The sequence below is a fragment of the Cognatazoarcus halotolerans genome (genome assembly GCF_009800965.1).
GTDB classification, from domain to species: Bacteria; Pseudomonadota; Gammaproteobacteria; order Burkholderiales; family Rhodocyclaceae; genus Cognatazoarcus; species Cognatazoarcus halotolerans.
This window is the reverse complement of the sequence record NZ_WUAF01000007.1, coordinates 30244-48612: the sequence shown is the minus strand read 5'-3', so window position 1 is coordinate 48612 and position 18369 is coordinate 30244. Positions and strand designations below refer to the sequence as shown.

General features: G+C 67.6%; 14 protein-coding genes. 10 read left to right on the top strand and 4 right to left on the bottom strand.

The annotated features are described in order from the left end of the window. Positions 1–160: 160 nt before the first annotated feature. The 3 genes from GQB03_RS10645 to GQB03_RS10635 all read left to right on the top strand — a co-directional run bounded on the left by GQB03_RS10645 (position 161) and on the right by GQB03_RS10635 (position 5347). Positions 161–2662 carry a hypothetical protein gene (locus tag GQB03_RS10645; RefSeq protein WP_159688646.1) on the top strand — a complete coding sequence of 834 codons (2502 nt, stop codon included), beginning with the start codon at positions 161–163 and terminating at the stop codon, positions 2660–2662. Continuing rightward, complete coding sequence (locus GQB03_RS10640; RefSeq protein ID WP_200832178.1) at positions 2659–4617, top strand: GMC family oxidoreductase; 1959 nt, start codon at positions 2659–2661, stop codon at positions 4615–4617. Before GQB03_RS10645 ends, GQB03_RS10640 begins: the two co-directional genes overlap by 4 nt. A gap of 169 nt (positions 4618–4786) precedes the next feature. Beyond that, a complete protein-coding gene (locus tag GQB03_RS10635) occupies positions 4787–5347 on the top strand; it encodes a hypothetical protein (protein ID WP_159688643.1) in 561 nt (186 codons plus the stop codon). Positions 5348–5399: 52 nt separating this feature from the next. Here the strand turns inward: GQB03_RS10635 and GQB03_RS10630 are convergent, their stop codons facing one another. Beyond that, complete coding sequence (locus tag GQB03_RS10630) at positions 5400–6002, bottom strand: 2-hydroxychromene-2-carboxylate isomerase (protein WP_159688640.1); 603 nt, start codon at positions 6000–6002, stop codon at positions 5400–5402. Positions 6003–6241: 239 nt separating this feature from the next. Here GQB03_RS10630 and GQB03_RS10625 point away from each other — a divergent pair, with 239 nt between their 5' ends. Then, positions 6242–7156, top strand: coding sequence for a pirin family protein (locus GQB03_RS10625; protein WP_159688637.1), 915 nt, complete (start codon positions 6242–6244; stop codon positions 7154–7156). On the opposite strand, the gene GQB03_RS10620 is transcribed toward GQB03_RS10625, so the two are convergent. Continuing rightward, a complete protein-coding gene (locus tag GQB03_RS10620) occupies positions 7137–7364 on the bottom strand; it encodes a DUF3079 domain-containing protein (RefSeq protein WP_159688634.1) in 228 nt (75 codons plus the stop codon). The genes GQB03_RS10625 and GQB03_RS10620 overlap by 20 nt on opposite strands. Before the next feature lie 353 nt (positions 7365–7717). On the opposite strand from GQB03_RS10620, the gene GQB03_RS10615 reads away from it, so the two are divergent. From GQB03_RS10615 to GQB03_RS10600, 4 genes are all read left to right on the top strand, one after another. After that, the gene (locus tag GQB03_RS10615; protein ID WP_159688631.1) at positions 7718–7936 is read left to right on the top strand and encodes a hypothetical protein; all 219 of its coding nucleotides are present in this window, start codon (positions 7718–7720) and stop codon (positions 7934–7936) included. A gap of 82 nt (positions 7937–8018) precedes the next feature. Next, positions 8019–9281, top strand: coding sequence for an HlyD family secretion protein (locus tag GQB03_RS10610; protein ID WP_159688628.1), 1263 nt, complete (start codon positions 8019–8021; stop codon positions 9279–9281). 11 nt (positions 9282–9292) lie between these two features. Then, positions 9293–11449 (top strand): peptidase domain-containing ABC transporter, encoded by a 2157-nt coding sequence (locus GQB03_RS10605; RefSeq protein WP_159688625.1) that lies wholly within the window; start codon positions 9293–9295, stop codon positions 11447–11449. After that, a complete protein-coding gene (locus tag GQB03_RS10600; RefSeq protein WP_159688623.1) occupies positions 11446–12879 on the top strand; it encodes a TolC family protein in 1434 nt (477 codons plus the stop codon). The genes GQB03_RS10605 and GQB03_RS10600 overlap by 4 nt, the downstream gene beginning before the upstream one ends. Before the next feature lie 34 nt (positions 12880–12913). On the opposite strand, the gene GQB03_RS10595 is transcribed toward GQB03_RS10600, so the two are convergent. Then, complete coding sequence (locus GQB03_RS10595) at positions 12914–13546, bottom strand: MarC family protein (protein WP_159688620.1); 633 nt, start codon at positions 13544–13546, stop codon at positions 12914–12916. A gap of 225 nt (positions 13547–13771) precedes the next feature. On the opposite strand from GQB03_RS10595, the gene GQB03_RS10590 reads away from it, so the two are divergent. Beyond that, on the top strand, positions 13772–15055 hold the full coding sequence (locus tag GQB03_RS10590; protein ID WP_159688617.1) for a cation:proton antiporter: 1284 nt from the start codon (positions 13772–13774) through the stop codon (positions 15053–15055). A gap of 175 nt (positions 15056–15230) precedes the next feature. Beyond that, entirely contained in the window at positions 15231–16967 is a 1737-nt protein-coding gene (locus tag GQB03_RS10585) for a diguanylate cyclase (RefSeq protein WP_159688614.1), read from the top strand. 36 nt (positions 16968–17003) lie between these two features. Here the strand turns inward: GQB03_RS10585 and GQB03_RS10580 are convergent, their stop codons facing one another. Further along, complete coding sequence (locus tag GQB03_RS10580) at positions 17004–18368, bottom strand: sigma-54-dependent transcriptional regulator (protein ID WP_159688612.1); 1365 nt, start codon at positions 18366–18368, stop codon at positions 17004–17006. Between the last annotated feature and the right edge of the window lies 1 nt (position 18369).

Below are 18369 nucleotides of genomic sequence, written 5' to 3'. Positions count from 1 at the left end.
GATTCGAAACCTCTGCGATCCGTCCCTGCCGTCCGCCCACGCCTGTCTATACTGAAGTCCGGATGCGGCTCCGGACCGGGCACGCATCCACCGGCCCTTCGTGATCAGCAACGCGCGCGGTGGACCCGCCGGATGTGTGAATCTCACCGGGGAGGCGACGATGAACAAGACCACACTCCACACCGCGCTGGGTTTCAGCCTTGTGCTCGCCGCCTGTGCGTTGCTGCCTTCCAGCCAGCCCTGTGGCGGTGGGGCGGGTTCGGTGAAGGACGAGGCGTTGTGTGTCGGCCGCAGCGCGCAGAGCTTTCCGGCGGCGGACGAGGACTACTTCGCCGACATGGACTACGGCGTCACACGTAATCCGAAGGCGGTGGCGGCCGCGCTCGATCCCTATCTGCCGGGCATCAGCCCGACCGACGCTACCGCGGCGGCGGTCAAGGGGCGCAACAACTGGATCGTGTGGACCGGCGGCAACGACCGCATGTGGGACACCCTGGCCACCAAGAGCGTCGGCCTGCTCGATTTCCTCAAGATCCTCTCCAACCACCCAAGCCTCAACTACAGCCGCGACAACCGCTGGAAATACCTCGGGCTGGTAAACGAACCCTGCTTCGAGAAGGGCAGCGGCCCGCGTGCCGACCGCTTTGGCCTGTGGCTCGACGTGCGCAGCCCGGGCTGCGCGGCCGACCCGTTCGAGAACGCACAGAAGTATCCCGGCGTCGAGATCGGCGCGCGCGGCAAGACGGTGCCGGTCGGTTCCTACTATGGTTACGCCACCGGCATCGTCGGCCTGCGGCTGTTCCCCAACCCTGATTTCGACGAGAAGGCGGCAGCCAGGTGGGACCCGGTGCGTTTCTACAGCGACCCGAGCTACTACAACGACAAGAAGCTGGTGCGGCCCTATCGCGTCGGCATGTCCTGCGGCTTCTGCCACGTCGGCCCCAACCCGAGCAATCCGCCGAAGGATCCGGAGCATCCAAAGTGGGAGAACCTCAACTCCAACCCGGGCGCCCAGTATTTCTGGGTGGATCGGATCTTCGTGTGGAACGTCGACAAGTCGAGCTTCCCCTACCAGCTCTTCCACACCTCGCGGCCGGGGGCGCTGGATACCTCCTTCATCTCGACCGACTACATCAACAACCCGCGCACCATGAACGCGGTGTACAACCTCGGCGCACGGCTCAGGCTCGCCCGGCTGCTGGGTGAGGAGAAGCTCGCCGGCGGCGAGCTGGACAACGAGCATCTCAACAAGTACGTGCCGGCCGGCTCGCCGCTGGCGCAGTTCTACCAGGCGCCGGACAAGGTGTGGACGCCGCGCGTGCTCAAGGATGGCTCCGACTCGGTCGGGGCGCTGGGGGCGCTCAACCGGGTGTTCGTCAACATCGGCCTGTTCAGCGAGGAGTGGCTGGAACATTTCCGGCCCTTCGTCGGCGGACAGAAGTTCACGCCCTTCCCGATCGCCACCGCCAACCGCAACTCCAGCTACTGGAACGCCACCCAGGCGCAGACGCCCGACGTGGCGCTGTTCTTCCTCGCCACCGCAAAGCCGGACCTGCTTGCCAGGGCGCCGGGCGGTGCCGCGTATCTGACCAAGGACAAGGCCAAACTCGAGCGCGGCAAGGTGGTGTTCGCCGAGAACTGCGCGCGCTGCCATTCGAGCAAGATGCCCGAGAAGACGCCGGACTTCTTCCCCAATCACGGCTGCGTCGGCCCGGACTACCTCAAGTGCTGGAACAACTACTGGGCGTGGACCAGGACGCCGGAGTTCAAGCACGAGATGACCCGCATCGTCGCATCGAAGGATTTCCTCGACGACAACTACCTCTCCAACGAGCTGCGCGTGCCGGAAACCCTGCTGGAGACCAACGCCTGCGCCTCGCTGGCGACCAATGCGATCCGCGGCGACATCTGGGACAACTTCTCGTCGGACTCATACAAGAACCTGCCCTCGGTGGGCAGCATCACCGTGCATCAGCCCTTCAGCGGCGAGCCGCACAAGTACGAGATGCCGGCCGGCGGGCGCGGCTACATTCGCCCGGCCTCGCTGGTGAGCGTGTGGTCGACCGCGCCCTTCCTGCTCAACAACACGCTCGGCGATTTCTACTGGTCCGGCTCGGTGGCCGACCGCATGAAGTCCTTCGACAGCGGCATCCAGCAACTGCTGTGGCCCGAGAAGCGCAAGGGCGACCGCAAGTACCTGACCGCCTCGGGCAAGCTCGTGCCGGGGGTCATCGACGTGACCTCGGCGCAGACCTTCCTGCGCGTACCCAAGGGCTATTTGCCGGGCTTCCTGCAGCCACTGGTCACCCCGCTGGCCAAGCTGGGTTCGCCACTGTTCGGCGAGGACGGGGTGGAGATCGGCCCGATCCCCAGCGGCACGCCGATCAACCTGGTCAGCAACATGGATCTCGACCAGCGCGGCAAGGCGCTCGATGTGCTGCTCAAGATCCGCGGCGATCTCAATGCGCTGCCAAGGGGCGCGACCGACGAGCAGGCACGCGGCGCTTTCGCAAACCTTGTCGATCCGCTGCTCGACATCAGCAAGTGCCCGGACTTCGTGGTCAATCGCGGCCACTATTTCGGCACCGACTACTCCACCGATGAACCGGGGCTCTCCGACGCCGACAAGTGGGCACTGATCGAATTCCTCAAGACCATGTGAGTCCGCCGCTTTCGCCGCGGCGGCGCTTCCTGCGCGCCTGCGCGGCGGGCCTGTCGGTGCTCGGTGCGCTGCTGTCGGGCTGCGCCAGCCTGTTTCGACCGAAGCTGCCTGAGCCCGAAGCGCCCGCCTGTCCCGGCGGAGCGGACGACGCCTACGATTACATCGTCGTCGGCTCGGGGGCCGGTGGCGGCCCGCTGGCAGCCAACCTGGCGCGCAGCGGCTTCCGGGTGCTGCTGATCGAGGCCGGTGGCGACGAGGACTCCTACGACTACCAGGTACCGGCCTTCCACCCGCGCGCCTCGGAAGACCCGCGCTACGCGTGGAACTTCTTCGTGCGCCATTACAAGGACGAGGCCCGCCAGCAGCGCGACCACAAATACCGCGCCAAACAGGGCGGCGTGCTCTATCCACGTGCCGCCACGCTGGGCGGCTGCACCGCCCACAACGCGATGATCCTGATCTACCCGCACAACAGCGACTGGGACCACATCGCCGAACTGACCGGCGATGCAAGCTGGCACAGCGACAACATGCGCAGCTACTTCGAACGCCTCGAGCGCTGCGAATACGGCGACCGCAACCCGGCCAGCCGCCATGGCTACCGCGGCTGGCTCAACACCAACGTCGCCGACCCCGGCCTGATGCTGCGCGACATCTTCGTGGTGCGGCTGGTCAGGGGCGCGGTACGAGAATCCCTGCGCACCCTGAGCAACCCGCTCACGCGGATCTGGCGCAAGCTGCGCAGCGACCTCGATCCCAACGACTGGCGACTGGTGAAGGACGACGTGGAAGGCGTGTGCATGACGCCGCTCACCACCCACAACGGCCGCCGGGTGGGTAGCCGCGAATACGTGCAGGCGGTGGCCGCGGCCTGCTCCGGCAGACTCACGGTGCGCACCCACACCCTGGTGAGCCGGGTGCTGCTCGACGAGCAGCAGCGCGCCACCGGCGTGGAATGCTTGGCCGGCGCGCATCTATACCGGGCCGACCCGGCCGCCGGCAGCAAGGGCGCGGGCGAGCGCATCCGGCTGCACGCCCGGCGCGAGGTGATCCTCTGCGCCGGCGCCTTCAACACCCCGCAACTGCTCAAGCTCTCCGGCATCGGCCCGCGCGCGGAGCTGGAAAAACACGGCATCGCGGTGCGCGTGGACCTGCCGGGCGTCGGCGAGAACCTGCAGGACCGTTACGAGGTCACCGTGGTCAATCGCATGCGCGGCGACTTCGCGCTCATGAAGGGCATGAAGTACCGTCCGCCCGAGCCGGGCGAGACGCCTGATCCGGCCTTCAGCGAGTGGCTGGACGGCAAGGGTCCATACACCACCAATGGCGCGGTGGTCGCGCTGCTCAAGCGCTCGACGCCGGACAAGCCGGCGCCGGACCTGTTCCTGTTCGGCCTGCTCGGCAACTTCCGCGGCTACTACCCCGGCTATTCGAAGGACATCGCGCAGGACCGCGACCACTTCACCTGGGCGGTGCTCAAGGCCCACACTCACAACAGCGCCGGCCGCGTCACGCTGCGCTCCGCCGACCCGCGCGATACGCCCGACATCGACTTCCATTACTTCGACGAAGGCACGCCGGGCGGCGACGACATGGCCGCGGTGGTCGAGGGCGTCGAGACGGTGCGCCGCATGGCCGACCGTGCCGGCAAGGTGATCGCCGAGGAGGTCTACCCGGGGCGCGAGGTGGCGGGTGGGGAGGCGGTCGAGGCCTTCATCCGCGACAACGCCTGGGGCCATCACGCCTCATGCAGCTGCCGCATGGGTCCGGCCGGCGATCCGATGGCCGTGGTCGACAGCCGCTTTCGGGTATTCGGCTGCCAGGGGCTGAGAATCGTCGATGCCTCGGTCTTCCCGCGCATACCGGGTTTCTTCATCGTCTCGGCGGTGTACATGATCAGCGAGAAGGCGTCCGAGGTGATCGTTGCCGATGCCGGCGGCGCTCCGCTCGCGTGACCGCAGCTGGAAGCGACGATGTAACACGGGGGTCGGCCTGCCGTTTCGGAAACCGTGGCCGTTGCGCTTCGAGAGCGGTCGAACGTAACATCGGCCGCTCATTCCAACATCATGGAATCGACATCGTCCATACGGGACGACTCGAGCCGATTCCCGAAGCTTTCACGGCATGTCTTCTTCCACCCGATCCGTCATCATTTCCGTCGTGCTGACCACCGCTCTTTTCGGGGCACTCGCCTACCTCGGATGGCGCGATCACCAGAACACGCAGACGGCCGCACCGACACGGCCGACGGCGATGGATGCGTCGGCGATCGAAGCATCCCGGGCAAGCGGGCGCCCTTCACTGCGGCATGGTGCCGGCCCGGCGGCGCCGGCCTCCACCGGCGCTGTCCACAAGTGCCGGGTCGGGGACCGACTCGTCTATCAGGACGAAGCCTGTGCCGGCAACGCAGCCGAACCGCTCGATGGCGGCACTTTGTCCGTGGTCGATGCGCCGCGAATCCTGACCATCCCGCCCAACCGAATGGCGGCCGGGCACGGCGCCCGCGTGACGGTGCTTGCCAACCCCGATGCACGACCGGCAGAACCGGCGGCGTGTCCGCAACTGCGCGGCCAGGTGAGACAGATCAATGCAGCAGCGCGCCAACGCTCGACACAGGCGCTGACCGAGCAGCGTCGCCACGCCCGCGATCGCATGTACGCGCTGGGCTGTTCCGAGATCGATTGACTGCCGCTGGCCGGAGACTGACGGCTTTGCGTCCGGTGCCGTGCCCACCGCCTCAGAGCGTCGCCTCCCGCAGGGCACGCTCGACGAAATCGAGCCGATCCTGCCCCCAGAACACTTCGCCGTCCACGACACAGGTCGGCACACCGAATACCCCGGCGGCAATCGCCGCCTCGGTGTTGGCCTTCAGCTTCGCAGCGTGCCGCGGCTGGCGGGCGTCGTCCAGCAGGGTGGCAGGCAGCCCCCGTTCCGCAAGCACCCCGGCAAGCACGGCTTCGTCGGCGAGGTCGAGATTGTCGGTCCACAGTGTCCGGCCAAGCGTGGCGGTCAGCGGCAGGGCATCGAATCCAGCCTCCATCGCCGCCAGCACGGTGCCAACAGCCAGGCTTTCATCGACCGGAAAATGCGCCGGCAGCGGATGCATCGGCACGCCCAGCCACTTGCTCCAGCGGGCGAGTTCCTGGAGCCGGTAGGCCTGCCGGGCAGGGGGCCGGTCACGCAGCATCAGACCGCCGGTCGCCGCGAACAGATCCGCCACCCGGACCGGCCTGAGCTGAACCGTTGCGCCGGTACGGGCGAGGAGCCCTCCGAGCTGCCGCGCGGCAAGATAGCTCCACGGGGAGTTGAGAGAAAAGTAGTAATCGAACTTTCGGCTCATGACTTGATCCTCCTTTACGGGCGGGGGCGCACTTCGCTACCGGGGCCCGCCGCCCCGCAGCCCGCATGCTTGCACAAGGCCGCGGCAACGCGCCAGCGGGCGCCTCGTCCGGCTCCCCGGGCGCAGCCTCGCAATCGCCGCAAGCTTGTGCTGCAATGACCGCGGTAATGAACCCGGCCGCAGCGCGCGAGCGCCCAAGCGGATCCGGTTGTCGATCGAATGGACAGGAGTCGATACGAATGAGCATGCTTTCAGCGGAACTCGAGCAGGATTGTCAGGCACCGGGCGCATGCGACGCCATCGAGCTCCTGATCCGGCCACGCGACAAGGATCTGGGCGGCTTTTCGGTTCGGCGTCTGTTGCCGACGCTGCAGCGCAGGATGGTCGGACCGTGGATATTCTTCGATCACATGGGGCCTGCGTCCTTTCCGGCCGGGCAAGGCATCAACGTGCGCCCGCACCCCCATGTGAACATCGCTACCGTCACATATCTCTTCGAGGGCGAGATCCTGCACCGCGACTCACTCGGCAGCCTGCAGGCGATCCGGCCCGGTGACATCAACCTGATGCTGGCCGGCCACGGCATCGTCCATTCGGAGCGCGAGCGCCCCGAGGTAACCGCTGCACCCCACCGCCTCCACGGCCTGCAGCTGTGGCTGGCGCTGCCTGAAAAGGATGAAGAAGCGGAACCGGCCTTTTACCACTATCCCGCCGCGACGATTCCATCCGCATCGGTCGCCGGTGTCGCGGTGCGCGTGATGATGGGGTCGGCCTTTGGCGTGAGCTCGCCGGTCCGGGTCTTTGCCGACACGCTCTATGTCGAAGCGCATCTGCAGGCCGGTCAGACCCTCGTGCTGCCGGACGCGGACGAGCGCGCGGTGTACGTCGCCCAGGGCAACCTCAAGGCAGCCGGAACGACCATTCCCGAGCATGCCATGGCAGTGTTCTCGGATGCACCCGGGGTCATCGTCGAAGCCCTGACCGAATCGCGCATTGCGATCATCGGCGGCGAACGCCTGGGGCCGCGCTTCATCGAATGGAACTTCGTGTCGAGCCGCAAGGAACGCATCGAGCAGGCCAAGGCCGACTGGACGGCGGGGCGCTTCCCGAAGGTGCCGGGAGACGAGACCGAGTTCATTCCCCTGCCGGAATGATCGCTGCGGGCAGCGTCCCGTCGTCGGGCAGGTCCAGTCCCCAATCGCCGTATTCGTACCAGTCCTCGCCAAGCATCTCGGCCGGATGCATGGTGCGGCCCGAGCCGTTCCCGCATTGCAGGGAATCGGCTGCGCAGTATTTGTCGCAGCCCCAGCATATTCGCTCGGGATGTCTGGGATGGAGTGGGAATCGCTTTGCGGTTTGCATTCTTGGGCTCTGTCGGGAATGCACCAATCGGGCCATGGCCGAGTATTTTACTCAGGTATGAGCGGGACGACTTGATCCCGCTCAACCTTCCCGGATGATCCCGGCGCGGCTTGAGGCGCTGCCGTGAAGCGTCCCGGGATGGCTCATCGATGCGATCTGGATATCACCCGTGCGGCCAATCGCCGCGGACTGTCACCAATTGTTACGGGTGGCGCAAGCCCCGCTCTTTGCCATGGACGTACGGTGCCCGGCTACCTACACTCGGTCCGCTGTTCGATCAGATCGGGCAGCCTCGGCACGAGAAACTTCATGCCGATGTCACCAATACCATCAAAAATATCGAGGTCAATGTCATGGCTATTCGCGAACTTTCGTCCAACGAAGTCCAAGCCGTTTCCGGCGGTACCTTCTGCCTGCTCGGCGGTCTCTTCAGCTTCAAGCTGAGCCTGATCAAGAGCCTGTTCTCCTGGGGCTCGTCCTGCTCGACCACCACCACCTGCGCACCGGCGCCGACCACCTGCGAACCGGCACTGAGCACCTGCGGTTCGACCAGCTACTCCGGTTGCCGCTAATTCCGCAGCGTTCTTGATCCGTTTCTGACGGATCGTGATGGGTCACCTTCTTCAAGGTGGCCCATTTTGATATTCAGGTCCCATGAGCGATGAAGAGCTGTTCCGCCGCGAGGCAATCGATGCGCAACGAACGAGCTGGCTGGGTACGGTCACGCTCACCCAGCCGTTCTCGTTCCGCCTGTTCACCGCCATTGCGGTGCTGAGCGCCTGTGCGCTGATTCTCTTCCTGAGCTTCGCGAGCTACACCAAGCGGGTCACCGTGCGCGGGCAGCTGTTGCCCGAGAGCGGCTGGGCCAAGGTCTATCCGCAGCAGGGCGGCATCGTCATCGAGAAACACGTCAAGGAAGGCCAGGCGGTCCGTGCGGGACAGCTGCTCTACGTCCTGAGCCTCGATCGCGAAACGGCGGATAACAGCAGCATCGCCGGCATCGGACGGCTCGTCGAGCGGCGGCGCCAGAGCCTCGATGGCGAAATCGCCCACACCCGCGAGCTGCTTGCCGAACAGCTCGCCTCGCTGGAGAGCAAGCGCCGGGCCTACCGCGCGGAGATCGCCGTCATCGAACGCTCCATCGAGGGCCAGAAGACCCGCGTAAGCCTCGCCGAGGATACGCTGGAACGATACAAGGGCCTGCTCGCGCATGACTACATTGCCGGCGAGCAGGTACAGCTGCGCGAGGCCGATCTGATCGACCAGCGCTCGCGGCTCCAGGGTCTGCAGCGCGAGCGCGTCGGCCTGCAGCGCGAAATCGGCGCGCTCGGCGACGAGCTCGAGCGCCTGCCCATCGAGTTCGAGAAACAGATCGCCGAGCTGCAACGCCGGGTCTCGAGCGCCGACCAGGAATTCACCGAGAGCGAGCTGCGCCGACGCATCGTGGTGACCGCGCCGCGCGAAGGCATCGCCACCGCGGCGAATGCGGAGCTGGGGCAGAACGCGCCGGTCGACCGTCCCCTGCTGGCCATCATTCCGCGCGGCGCGAAACTCGAGGCGCATCTGTTCGCGCCGAGCCGTGCAGTCGGTTTCGTGCGTGCCGGCGACCGCGTGATGGTGCGCTACGACGCCTTCCCCTACCAGAAGTTCGGCCATCACGAAGGCCGTGTCAGCCAGGTGGCGCGGGTTGCGCTGACCAGCCAGGAACTCTCTGCCCTCGGCCTCGACGCGCAGGAGGTCGCCAACGAGCCGCTCTATCGCATCACCGTGAGCCTGCCTGCCCAGACGATCAAGGCCTACGGCGAAGCACAGCCGCTGCAAGTGGGCATGCTCATCGAGGCCGACGTGATGCAGGAAACACGCAAACTCTACGAATGGGTTCTCGAGCCCCTCATCAGCATTACCGGAAAGCTCTGAGCCCTCGATCCATGTCACGAATTCCCGATCTCTCCTTCGGCCTGGGCCGGCGCCTGCCGATCATCCTGCAGACCGAGGCCACCGAGTGCGGCCTGGCCTGTCTCGCGATGGTGGCCTCCTACCACGGCAACCGCATGGACCTGCCGTCGCTGCGGCGCCAGCACACCATCTCGCAGCACGGCGCGACCCTCGGCCAGCTGATTTCCGTGGCCAACGGGCTGGGCCTCGCAAGCCGGCCGCTGCGGCTCGATATCGAGGATCTGCCGCAGCTGCGCCTGCCCTGCGTGCTGCACTGGAACATGAACCACTTCGTGGTGCTGCAGAAGGTCACGCCGCGCGGCATCGTGATCCACGACCCGGCGGGCGGCCAGCGCAAGATCGGCATGGACGAACTCGGGAGGGCGTTCACCGGCGTCGCCCTGGAGCTGTGGCCGACCGCCGAATTCCGCAGCGCCGCGCCGCCCCCGGCGGTGCGTTTCCGCGACCTCATCGGCCGGGTGGACGGCCTCGGCGGCGCCGCTGCGCAGATTCTGCTGCTGGCCCTCGCGCTCGAGGTGTTCGCGCTGGTCGCACCGTTCTACCTGCAATGGACCATCGACCACGTGCTCGTGTCGGCCGATCGCGACCTGCTCACCACGCTGGCGCTCGGCTTCGGCATGCTGTTGATCCTGCAGCGCCTCTTCACCGCGCTGCGCAGCTGGATCATGCTGCACCTGGGCACCAACCTCAAGCTGCAGTGGCGGGCCAACGTGTTCTCGCATCTGGTGCGGCTGCCGGTGCAGTACTTCGAGCGTCGCCACCTCGGCGACGTGGTGTCGCGCTTCGGCGCGGTGGACGAGATCCAGCGCGTCCTCACCACCGCCTTCTTCGCCGGCCTGCTCGACGGCCTGATGTCGATCGTGACGCTGGGTATGATGTTCATGTACAGCCAGGCGCTCGCCTGGCTGGCGCTCATCGCGATGCTCTGCTACGCCCTGGTGCGCACGCTGTGGTTCTCGCCGCTGCGCACCGCTACCGAAGAAGAGATCGTGCAGGATGCCAAGCAGCAATCGCACTTTCTCGAGACCATCCGCGGCATCAAGGCGGTCAAGCTGTTCCGGCGGCAGGACGAACGCCGCTCGAGCTGGCTGACGCTGGTTGCCGACCAGATGAATGCCTCGGTGCGCACCCAACGCCTCGACATCGGCTTTCAGGCCGCCAGCGGCCTGCTCTCGGGGCTGGTCGGCATCGCCATCATCTGGCTCGGCGCCAAGCAGGTGCTCGATGGCGCGCTCTCGGTCGGCGCACTGATCGCCTTCAAGGCCTACAAGGACCAGTTCGACGGCCGCCTGTCGGGCCTCATCGAGCGCTTCTTCGAGCTGCGCATGCTGCGACTGCAGGGCGAGCGCCTCGCCGACATCGTGCTCAGCAAGCCCGAATCGGCGCGCGGACTGCCGCTCACGCAGGCCACGGCGACGCCGCAGGCGGTGCGTCTCGAGGGCGTACGCTTCCGCTACGCGGAGGGCGAGCCCTACATCGTCGACGGCATCGACCTGGAGATCCCGCCCGGCCAGTCGGTGGCAATCGTGGGCCCCTCGGGCTGCGGCAAGACCACGCTGATCAACCTTATCCTCGGCGTCTTTCCGCCCGATGAGGGCGACATCTTCATCGGCCAGGCCAGCCTCAAACGCAACGGCGCCGACGTGGTGCGCGACGGCATCGGTACGGTCATGCAGGACGACACCCTGTTTGCCGGTTCGATCGCCGACAACATCAGCTTTTTCGACCCCACGCCGGACCGCAAACGCATCGAGGAGTGCGCCCGCATCGCCTACATCCACGAGGAGATCTCGGTGCTGCCGATGGGCTACAACACCCTGGTCGGCGACATGGGGACGGTGCTTTCGGGCGGCCAGAAGCAACGCCTCTTCCTCGCCCGCGCCCTCTACAAGCGGCCGGGCATCCTGGTCCTCGACGAAGCCACCAGCCACCTCGACGTAGACAGCGAGCAGGCGGTGAACCGGGCCATCGGCGAACTCGCGCTGACCCGGATCGTGATCGCCCACCGCCCCGAGACGATCCGCAGCGCCGAGCGGGTGATCGTGCTGCACGGCGGCAGGATCGCCGAGGATATGCCGATCGAGGCGCTCGTCGCGCGGGCCGCGAGCGCCGACAACGCGGCCCCATGAAGCGCGCGCTGCCCTTCCTGCTGGCGCTCTACGTGCTGCCCGGCACCGCGCTCGGGTTCGACCCGCTCGACACGGTGCGCAGCCTGCCGCCGCCACCGCCGATGGGTGGCGCGCCGCTCGACCCCTCACTCGCCGGGGACACCGCATGCCCCGGCGCCCGCGCCCCCGACGCGGGCAACATCAGCCTCGACGAGGTGGTACTGCGGACCCTGTGCGCCGACCCTCGGACCCGCCAGACCTGGGCTGCCGTGCGCCTGCAGGCGGCGCAACTCGGCATCGCCCGGGCGGCCTGGCTGCCGCGGGTGGACGCCACCGCGACGACCTACCGCTATGGCGAGCGCCTCTCCCAGGGCGTCGCGGCAAGCCGCAGCGACCAGCACAGCCGCGACCTGTCGCTCGACCTGAGCTGGACGCTCTTCGATTTCGGCCAGCGCAGCGCCGCGGTCGACAGCGCCCGCCGCACCCTGCTGGCCGCCACCGCGAGCCGCGACGCCACCCTCCAGCAGGTGTTTCTCGACGCGGCCACCAGCTACTACGACCTGCTGCTCGCCCAGGGCACGCTGTCGGTAGCGCAGGAGGTCGAGCGCATCAACCTGCAGAGCTTCCTCGCCGCCGAGGCCAAGCACGGCGCCGGCGTCGGCGCGCTGTCGGAGCAGCTCCAGACGCAGACCGCGTTCGCGCAGGCGATTCTCAGCCGCAGCAAGGCGGAGGGCGCGCTGCGCGACGCCCAGGGGCGGCTTGCGCTGCGCATCGGCGAGGCACCGACCCTGCCGCTGGCGGTCGATCCCGACGATGCCCGCCTGCCCGACCTCGCCTTCATCACCGAGGTCGGCCAGATGCTCGACGCGGCCCGCGAAAAACACCCCGGCCTGCGCGCCGCGCGGGCACGTCTCGATGCCAGCAGGGCGCGCCTCGCCGCCGCCGAGCGCGCCCACGCACCGAGCGTCTCGCTGGTGGCCAACGCGACGCGCAACAGCACCGACTACAAGGGACAGTCCGACCCGCTGGACAAGAACGCAGAGACGCTGGGCGTGCGCATCGACATACCACTGTTCGACGGCTTCGGCCGCCACTACCAGGTGCGCGCCGCGCGGGCAGAGATGGAACAGGCAACCGCCGAGCTGGACGACGCCGAGCAGAGCGTGGCGCGCGAAGTCTGGCAAAGCTGGCAGGCGCTGCAGACCGAGACGCAGACCGTCGAGAACACCGGCAAGCTGCTCGATTTCGCCACCAAGTCACTGGAGATCGCCCAGGGCCGCTACAAGGCGGGGGTAGGCAGCACGCTCGAGCTGCTCGACGCCCAGCGCGTCATGGCCGACGCCGCCCAGCAGCGCATCGGCACGCTCGCCAACTGGCGGCTGGCGCGCCTGCGGCTCGCCGCCAGCCTCGGCAAGCTCGGATTCTGGAGCGTCGCCCCGCCGTCCCCCTAAGTGCCGCCACGGCTCGGGCCGCGGCGCAGCGGAGTCAGGCGAGTCCGGGCAACAGCACCTTGAGGCCCTGGGTGATGAAGCTGATCGAGATCGCCGCGAGCAGCAGACCCATGATGCGGCTGGCAATGTTGAGCCCGGTCTGGCCGAGCAGCTTCATGACGCGGTCGCCGGCCAGCAGCGCGATCCACACCAGACAGGCGACCAGCCAGATCTCGCCGACCAGCACCACCAGGTCCACCCAGCCCTTGCCCTTGTGTGCATAGAGAATCGCGGTGCTGATCGCCCCCGGCCCGGCGAGCAGCGGGATGCCGATCGGCACCACCCCGACCTGGCTGCGGCCCTGGGCTTCGTCGGCCTCCTCAGCGGTGTGGCGGGTGCCGCCAACCTTGGCGTGCAGCATGGAGATGGCGATCAGCAGCAACAGGATGCCGCCACCGACATGAAACTCGGGAATGCCGATGCCGAACAGCGCAAGCACCGCCTGCCCGGCGACGGCGGAGATGGTCATGACCGTCGCCACGGTGAGCGCCGCCATGCGCGCGGTGTTCCTGCGCTCGGCCGGTCCCTCGTCGATGGCCAGCGTGGCGATCGACGAGGCCGCCAGCAGCGGATTGACGATCACCACCAGGCCAATGAACATGTTCAGCCACGCGTACCAACCCGACACCTTGCGCCTCCCCGGCGCCGCCCGCTCAGCAAGACGTGGCGGCGCATGCCGAAAAGCGTCCGAGCCTAGCATGGATCGCGCAAGCCGGATGCCGGGTGAATCGTGGCACTGGCAACGCAAGGGCGGCTCAGGCACAGTATCGCCGTGGCGGCGGGGCGCTTCGGGCGGCTCGCACCCGGCCACTCGACCTCGATCCCTTCCGCCCGTTTTCGCACTTCCTCGACCATGCTGCAAATCGCAATCTGGTGCCTGATCGTCAGCGCCGCGCTGGCGTATATCAACTATCGTTTCGTCGGCCTGCCGACCAGCGTCGGCGTGATGACCATCGCACTGGCGATTTCGGTGGCGCTGATCGGCCTCGACCAGCTCGGCTGGAGTGCCCCGCGGGACTACGAAGCGGCGATGATGGCCTCGGTCGATTTCCCGGACATGCTCATGCGCGGCATGCTCGCGCTGCTGCTGTTCGCCGGCGGGCTGCAGGTCGAGATCGAGCGGCTGCGCCTGTATCGCTGGCCGATCGGCGTGTTCGCGGTGTTCGGCACGACGATGACCGCACTGCTCGTCGGTGCCGCGCTGTGGAAACTCCTGCCGCTGGTGAATATCCCGCTGCCGCTGGCCTACTGCCTGGTGTTCGGGGCGCTGATCTCGCCCACCGATGCGGTGGCGGTGGCCGGCGTGCTCAAGTCGGCGGAGGCACCGAAGCAGCTCGAGGCGATCATCTCGGGCGAATCGCTGTTCAACGACGCGGTCGGCGTGGTGCTGTTCTCGCTGGCCCTGTCCTTCGTCGAAACCGGCCGCCAGCCCGGCCTGCACGAAGGGCTGTGGCTGCTGCTGCGCGAAGGCGGCGGTGGCATCGTCCTGGGGCTGCTGCTCGGCCATATCCTGTTCCGGCTGCTCCGCGACGTGGAGAATTACCAGGTGGAAGTACTGCTCACCCTGGCAGTGGTGATGGGCGGCTACGAACTCGCCCACGGACTCAACGTGTCCGGCCCGCTGGCCATGGTGGTGGTCGGCCTGGTGGTCGGCACGAAGAGCCGCAGCGGCGCACTGCCGGACAGCACGCGCGATCATCTCGGGCGCTTCTGGGACCTGATCGACGGTCTGCTCAACACCGTCCTGTTCGTGCTCATCGGACTCGAGGTGGTACGCGTCAGCTTCAGTTTCGGGATGCTGCTGGGGGCGGTCCTGACCATCCTCATCACCTTGCTCGCGCGCGCGGTGAGCGTCGCCACACCGCTCAGCCTGATGGGCCGGCTGCTGGAGCTGCCGCGCGGCAGCTGGCGCCTGCTCACCTGGGCCGGCCTGCGCGGGGGCATCTCGGTCGCGCTGGCGCTGTCCCTGCCCGCCGGGCCAAGCCGCGAGATCGTGCTGGCACTGACCTACTGCGTGGTGGTGTTCTCGATCCTCGCCCAAGGGCTCACCATCGGCCGCATCGCGCGACGGGTGTTCGGCACCGCACCGCTGCGTCAGCCGGCGGCCACCGCGCCGCCACCGCCCCGCAGCCCGTAGCGGCGGCGAGCGCGGAATTGCCTGTTCACCGGCCCGGATTGCCCGGCCAGCGGCGTTCTGCGCCCGACAGGAAGCGGACGAAACACCCTGAAAGTACGGTATTCTCGGCGCAATGTGGCCTAACCTCATTGCCCGCAGGGTCTTTCCATCCCGAGCATCCGACAGCTTCGGCCGGATGCTCGGGTGCCTTGCACTCTTCCTGCTGTGCGCGTGCTTCGCGGGCGTGGCGCACGCGGGTGCGCGCGACGCGGTCGAACTGCAGGCGCTGACCGACGAATTCGTCGGTCGATCCGGCCAGATCCTCGTCGAGGGAAAGCGGCCGCTCGACTTCGAGGAGGCACTCGCCGCCCTGCATGCCGGCGAGTTCCGGCCGTTATCCGAGGCGGTACCCAAGTTCGGCATCGGTGCCGCGCCGGTGTGGTTTCACATCGCCCTCAGAAACACCGACGATCTGCCGGCGCTGCGGGCCCTGATCGTCGGCGTGAGCTGGATCGATCGGCTCGACGTCCATTTGCGCCATGAATCGGGTCGGCACGTCCGCATTGCCGCGGGCGACGGCGATGCGGCCCTGCAGCACCCCGAAGCCGGGCTGGGCTACGTCTTCGAGTCCAGCTTTGCGCCGGGTCTTACCGATGTCCTGATCCGCGCCGAAACCGCCGATCCGCTGCCGCTCCCGGTGCGCCTGCTCACGCCCGCGAGCCTGCTGCACGAGCGTACCCTGAGGGCCTACGGTTACGGCGCCCTGTACGGCTTCCTGCTTGCACTGGTGGCCTACAACGCGATGCTGTATGCCGGCCTGCGCGAACGCAGCTACCTCGACTACGCGCTTTACCTCGGCGCTTTCATCCTCACCGACCTGGCCTACACCGGCCACGGCTATGCCCTGCTGTGGCCCGCGCAGGCCGGCCTGCAGCGCTTCGTCATCCTGGTGATGATGGTGGTCTTCTGCGCCCTGGGCCTGCGCTTCGCGCGAGGTTTCCTGCGCCTCGAGGACTCCGCGCCGCGACTGGACCGGTCGGTGCAGCGCTATGCCCAGGCCGGGCTCGTCGCGATCGGTGCCGCGGTCGTGTTGCGCTCTCAGGGGATGGCGGCACTGGTGGCCTTCCTGTTCGTACTGTCGACCTCACTGATCATGGTCACGCTCGGCCTCGACGCGGTCAGACGCGGCGTGGCCGCCGGCCGTTACCTGCTCGCCGCGGCACTCGCCGCGATGACCGGTGCCGCTGCCACCGCGCTCGGCGTGTGGCGCGGGCTGCCCTATTCGCTCGCGACCCTGCATGTGGCCGAACTCGGCGTGGCGCTCGAGGGCATTCTGCTGGCGCTCGGCCTCGCGCACCGGGTGCGGGAACATCGCCGCGCGCGTGAAAGCGCAGAACATCTCGCCAGCATCGATTCACTGACCGGCCTGCTCAACCGGCGCGCATTTCTCGAACGCGCCGCGCCGCTGTGGAGCACCGCCCTGCGCAATGACCGGCCACTGTCGCTGCTGATGGTCGATATCGATCACTTCAAGTCGATCAACGACCGATTCGGGCACGCCGTGGGCGACGATGTGCTCGCGGCCTTCGGCAAGTTTCTCTTCGGGGCCCGCCGCGAAGGCGATCTCGTCGCACGCTGGGGCGGCGAGGAGTTCATCCTGCTGCTTCCTGAGACCGGGCTGTCGCAGGCGCACGCGCTCGGCGAACGCCTGCGCGTCGCGCTCGGCAGGGCACACATCACCGCATCCTATCCACACCCGCTCTCAGCCAGCTTCGGGCTGGCCGGGCGCAACCCCGGCGATTCGCTCGAAGTGCTGATCAGGGCCGCCGACGCCCAGCTCTACCGTGCCAAGGCGGCAGGCCGGAACCGGGTCTGCAGCCCCCCGCGGAGCGGCATCGGAGCCGAAGCGCTGCTCGACGGCGCCGAGCAATGAGCCCGACCGCGGCCCGCCGGGCGGGCCGTTACCGCTTCAGGCCTGATCGCCGCGGAGCTTCTTGAGCTTGTACCAGAGCGTGCGCTCGCTGATGCCGAGCAGCGCCGCGGCGCGCGTCTTGTTGCCCTCGCTACGCAGCAGCGCGCGTTCGATCAAGCGCTGCTCGAGCGCTTCCACGACCTCGCTCAGCGGGCCTTCCGGCAAGGTCTCGGCGTCGATCGGGGAAATTTCCGCAGGCGCCGTCGCGGCCAGCGGGAAATGCCGTTTGCCGAGCTTCGCGCCGCCCGCCAGCACCAGCGCGCGCTCGACGGTGTTCTCGAGTTCGCGCACGTTGCCGGGCCAGTCGTAGGCCTCGAGATGTTCGAAAAGGCCGGTCTCGAAGCCCTGGCCGGTCAAACCGGCGTGGCGATGCTTGTCCGCGAAGTGCCGGACCAGCGCCGCGATGTCCTCCTTGCGCTGGCGCAGCGCGGGCAGTTCGAGCGCGAAAACGTTGAGCCGGTAGAAGAGGTCTTCGCGCAGATGGCCCTCGGCGATCGAAGTGCGCGGATCGCGGTTGGTGGCGGCGATCAGGCGCAGATCGAGCTGCAGCGTGCGGTTCGAGCCCAGCCGCTCGATGCTGCCTTCCTGCAGTACGCGCAGCAGCTTGGCCTGCAGCGCCAGCGGCATCTCGGTGATCTCGTCGAGAAAGAGGGTGCCGCCATCGGCGAGCTCGAACTTGCCGACGCGCTCGCGCACAGCACCGGTGAAGGCGCCCTTTTCATGGCCGAACAGCTCGCTTTCGAGCATCTCTGCCGGGATCGCAGCGCAGTTGATCGGCACGAAGAGCTTGTCCTTGCGCGGCGAGGCGGCATGGATCGCCCGCGCGGCGACCTCCTTGCCGCTGCCGGTCTCGCCGGTGATCATCACCGTCGCGCGGCTCGGCGCGACCTGGCGGATCTGCTCGTAGACTGCCTGCATCGCCGCGCTGGTGCCGATGAAGCCCTGCCAGCCACGATCGAGTTCTTCGCGCAGGAAGCTGTTCTGTCGCGCCACCTCGACCCCGCCGAGCACCCGCTCGATCGCCAGCTCCAGCGCATCGAGGTCGAAAGGTCGCAGCAGGTAGTCGCTGGCGCCGCGCTTCATCGCGTCCACCGCCGACTCCACCGTGCCATGCGCGGTGATGACGATCACCGGCGCATCGATGCCCGCTTCGCGCAGCGTCGACAGCAGGGTGATGCCGTCCATGCGCGGCATGCGCAGATCGGTGATCACCAGGTCGATGGCGTTGCCGCGGGCAAGCTCGAAAGCCTCCTGGCCGTCCGCCGCGGCAAACACGGTATGGCCCATCTTGCGCAGCATGATCTCGAGCACGCGACGCATGTTCGGCTCGTCGTCGGCAATCAGGATGTACTTGCTGCTCATT

Coding starts and splice junctions, on each gene's coding strand:
- GQB03_RS10605 (WP_159688625.1), top strand. CDS start 9,293: ATGTCACGAATTCCCGATCTCTCCTTCGGCCTGGGCCGGCGCCTGCCG.
- GQB03_RS10590 (WP_159688617.1), top strand. CDS start 13,772: ATGCTGCAAATCGCAATCTGGTGCCTGATCGTCAGCGCCGCGCTGGCG.
- GQB03_RS10625 (WP_159688637.1), top strand. CDS start 6,242: ATGAGCATGCTTTCAGCGGAACTCGAGCAGGATTGTCAGGCACCGGGC.
- GQB03_RS10645 (WP_159688646.1), top strand. CDS start 161: ATGAACAAGACCACACTCCACACCGCGCTGGGTTTCAGCCTTGTGCTC.
- GQB03_RS10635 (WP_159688643.1), top strand. CDS start 4,787: ATGTCTTCTTCCACCCGATCCGTCATCATTTCCGTCGTGCTGACCACC.
- GQB03_RS10585 (WP_159688614.1), top strand. CDS start 15,231: ATGCTCGGGTGCCTTGCACTCTTCCTGCTGTGCGCGTGCTTCGCGGGC.
- GQB03_RS10620 (WP_159688634.1), bottom strand. CDS start 7,364: ATGCAAACCGCAAAGCGATTCCCACTCCATCCCAGACATCCCGAGCGA.
- GQB03_RS10630 (WP_159688640.1), bottom strand. CDS start 6,002: ATGAGCCGAAAGTTCGATTACTACTTTTCTCTCAACTCCCCGTGGAGC.
- GQB03_RS10600 (WP_159688623.1), top strand. CDS start 11,446: ATGAAGCGCGCGCTGCCCTTCCTGCTGGCGCTCTACGTGCTGCCCGGC.
- GQB03_RS10615 (WP_159688631.1), top strand. CDS start 7,718: ATGGCTATTCGCGAACTTTCGTCCAACGAAGTCCAAGCCGTTTCCGGC.
- GQB03_RS10580 (WP_159688612.1), bottom strand. CDS start 18,368: ATGAGCAGCAAGTACATCCTGATTGCCGACGACGAGCCGAACATGCGT.
- GQB03_RS10610 (WP_159688628.1), top strand. CDS start 8,019: ATGAGCGATGAAGAGCTGTTCCGCCGCGAGGCAATCGATGCGCAACGA.